At 57.7% G+C, this 3,298-nt stretch carries 4 protein-coding genes; all 4 read left to right on the forward strand.

Features of this window, described 5'->3' with window-relative positions; genetic code table 11:
• On the forward strand, positions 1–1,047 hold a 1,047-nt coding region (locus tag BLR99_RS22060), incomplete at its 5' end, for a bacteriophage T4 gp5 trimerization domain-containing protein (RefSeq protein WP_434803218.1).
• A 45-nt stretch (positions 1,048–1,092) separates the two neighbouring features.
• On the forward strand, positions 1,093–1,434 hold the full coding sequence (locus BLR99_RS22065; RefSeq protein ID WP_074687521.1) for a PAAR domain-containing protein: 342 nt from the start codon (positions 1,093–1,095) through the stop codon (positions 1,432–1,434).
• A gap of 75 nt (positions 1,435–1,509) precedes the next feature.
• The gene (locus tag BLR99_RS22070) at positions 1,510–2,487 is read left to right on the forward strand and encodes a pesticin C-terminus-like muramidase (protein ID WP_074687522.1); all 978 of its coding nucleotides are present in this window, start codon (positions 1,510–1,512) and stop codon (positions 2,485–2,487) included.
• Positions 2,488–2,535: 48 nt separating this feature from the next.
• On the forward strand, positions 2,536–3,298 hold a 763-nt coding region (locus tag BLR99_RS22950; RefSeq protein WP_170838075.1), incomplete at its 3' end, for a hypothetical protein.

Consider the following 3,298-nt stretch of genomic DNA (forward strand, 5'->3'; position numbering starts at 1 on the left):
CGCAACGAGAAAATCACGGTGCATGGCTGGCGCACCGAGGAAGTGGATGGCGACGAGACCATCACCATCCACTCCAACCGTACTGAAACGGTGGACCTGGACGAATCCATCACCATCCACCGCAACCGCCGCGAACGAGTCGATCTGGATGAAACGGTATCGATCGGCGTGGACCGCTCGGAAGACGTGGGCCGCAACGAGCAGGTCTCGATCGGCGCCAATCGGGCCAAGACCATCGGCAACAATGAGAAGGACCGGATCGGCAGGAACTGGTCCCTGCGCGTGGGCAAGACCAAGACCGAGACCATCGGCCGGATGTCACTGCAGAACGTGGGCATGGCGCGCATGGACAACGTCGGCCTGGGCTACAGCCTCAACGTGGGCGTGGCGATGAACACGCTGGTCGGCCTGCAGCAGAGCACCCAGGTGGGCAGGACCAAGCGCCTCAACGTGGGCGACACCTATGCCCAGGACATCGGCAAGGCCTGGAACCTGCAGGTTGGCCGCACCCAGACGGTGAACGTGGGTGAGCGCCAGGAAACACGCGCCGGCAAGGTGCTCTTCGCCCAGGCGGGCGAACACCTGGAACTGGCCTGCGGCGCGGCGAAGATCGTGCTGCGCAGCGACGGCGGCATCTACCTGCAGGGAACGCACATCGAAATGCAGGCCAGCGCCGCGATCAATGGGGACGCCGGCCTCATCGACCTCAACTGCGGCAGCAGCCAGCCCGCGCCGGAAACGCCTCCGCCCGCCAGCGATGCGCCCGGTGACGCGGCGCAGCAGGCCGCCGACGCCGCGGAGAGCCAGGCGGAGTCCGCCGCGAGCGCCGCCATGGGCAGCGGCTCCTCGGGCCTGCAAAGCGCCCTCGGCGCGCTCCAGCAGGCCAAGGGACTGCTCGACACCGCCAAGGCCCTGAAGAACGGCGACCTCGGCGCGATCGCCGGGTTGGCCGGATTGGCCGGAGGCATCGCCGGCCCGGGCGGGGCCGGCACCTCTGCCGGCCCTGCGGCCATGGGCAAAACGCCGGGCTGGAACGCCAAGCCCTGACAGCCCGCCTGCATCCAGACAACCACAGAAAGCGATCGACCTGCCATGGCCCAGCCCGCTGCCCGCATGCACGACGACGTCGCCCACCAGCGCGGCGCCGGCCCCATCCTGGAAGGTGCCCCCACCGTCCGCATCGGGGGGCAGCCCGCCGCCCGCATGGGCGACCGGGTGCGCCACAACAAGGGCATCGAACCCATCACCGAGGGCGCGCCCTCCGTGCGGCTGGCCGGGCGCCCCGCCGCCCGCGTCGGCGATGAAGTCGCCTGCCACGGCCTGATCGCCCAGGGCTGCCCCACGGTGCGCATCGGCCGCGACAAGGACGAAGCCTGCATGCAGGCCGCCGCCGACGAGGGCGCGGCCTTCGTCGTGCCGGCGCATGGATCGTGACGTGAAGCCACCACACGACCCGGGCCCGCCCGCCCCCCACTCCATCGATACCGACACCGAAGGACCCCGACACCCATGGCACTCAAGGAAGAAGACCTTCCCGACTACGACAAGGACGCCCTCTCGCGCGAACGCGCGCTGCGCAAGACCGCCGAGGAATACCGCCAGGAACAGGAGAAGGCCAAGGCGGAACTGCCCGGGTTGAAAAAGGAACGGCAGAAACTGGACCGCAAGGCGGAGGGGTATGCGGAAGAGGCGAGGAGGCTGGATCAAGAGATCAAGGAAAAGGAGGGGAAGCTGAAACGGAAATGTCTCACGGGAAATATTGCCTGCCTGCCAGCAGATAAAACAAAACCAGGGGCCCTGAACCTGGAGATTGGAAAAATCATCAATGCGTCTCTGGGAACGAAAATAGATCTGGCGCAAATTGCCAAATGGGAAGACGTTTACCTTAAAGCCTACGTACCGTGGTGGCCGGTCAACGAACCTGATGGCGGACCCTCGATGACAAAAAGAGACGGAAACACCAGACTGCAAGGCAAAATGAAAAACGGAGATGCAAACAACTCCGGCGTGACTATTGCCAAAGGGATAGATTTAGGAGGCCAGAATTACGATGCGTACAAAAAGGAATTAAGGAAATTTAACAAGAGAAATGGAATTATAACAGAGGAAGAGTTTGAAAAATTTTCCGAAAAAATAAAACCATATTTTGGCAAGATAGGTGGAGAAGCATGCGCATTTGCTCGAAAAAATCCTTTGGAAATCACACAAAAAGAGGCCGATCTGCTGAATTTACGCGCCGGCGAAGAAGCCACCAAAAAAGCAATATTCCTCTTCCAGCAAGACAACCCCAAAGATTCTCCAAAATTTATAGAATTAACAACCGAGCAACAGACCGCCTTACTTTCCAACGTATACCAAAGCTGGAGTATCCATCCAAAAATGAAACAGGCAATTTTGGAAGGTGATCGGGAAAAAATACCTAGCAGCAGGCGAGAGCGTGACTACTTATATGCATCCATGCCTACAAAAAATTCCGGCAATCAATAAAATTAGATATATTTCATGAAAAAAACCTCTTACCCAAAAAGACTATTCATGATTTCCCTTCTGTCGCTTATCGGCTTGGAAAACGCATTTCCCAGTGAGTCCAACATTGTCCAACCCTCACGCAAGCGATTTAAGAGGCCAGTCATGGAAATCTCTGGCTGGTGGCAAGTTGTCAGGCACGAGGCTGAAATGAACCGGACTCTACCCGCCGATTGGCCCGGAATATACAAACACAACAAAGCTTATCTTCCAATTGGAAAAATAATACACATACAGCCCACAGGGGTATCTACCATGATCCTCAAGGGACCAGACGGCATGCCCAACGGCCCATCGGGCGAGGGTTTTATCTACACGATATTCCCACCGTTCGGCGATGACTACTGTGCCATAAGGGAAAACGGCGAAGGGTGGAAAAGTTTTTGCGACATATACAGGGAAAGGGGAGTGCCGACTCAACAAAGAATGATAATTTTGAATATAGATTATAGCAATGAATTAGCAAAAAGATGGCCCAAAGTGGAACCCTATTTATTTGATGTCTCGCCCGAAGCCATCATGCCGACCGCGCTGGATTGCATATCGATTTCTCGCGACAAAAAAGAAATATATCTAATGCTATTCAGCCAGGAAAACAGGCCAGAAAAGGGAGAGAAACGATATGAAAGCCTCGAATACGCCACGGTGCTCAGAAAAATCCCTGCGCCATCCGGTCTGACCGGAGCATGTCAAGGTAGTTGTCGCGTCGATCAAGCAGCCCGAGGCTGCGTATTCGATGCGGTCGCCGCGGCATTGGAGATGCCGTCGCGCT

The sequence above is a fragment of the Paracidovorax citrulli genome, from assembly GCF_900100305.1.
GTDB lineage: Bacteria > Pseudomonadota > Gammaproteobacteria > Burkholderiales > Burkholderiaceae_C > Paracidovorax > Paracidovorax citrulli.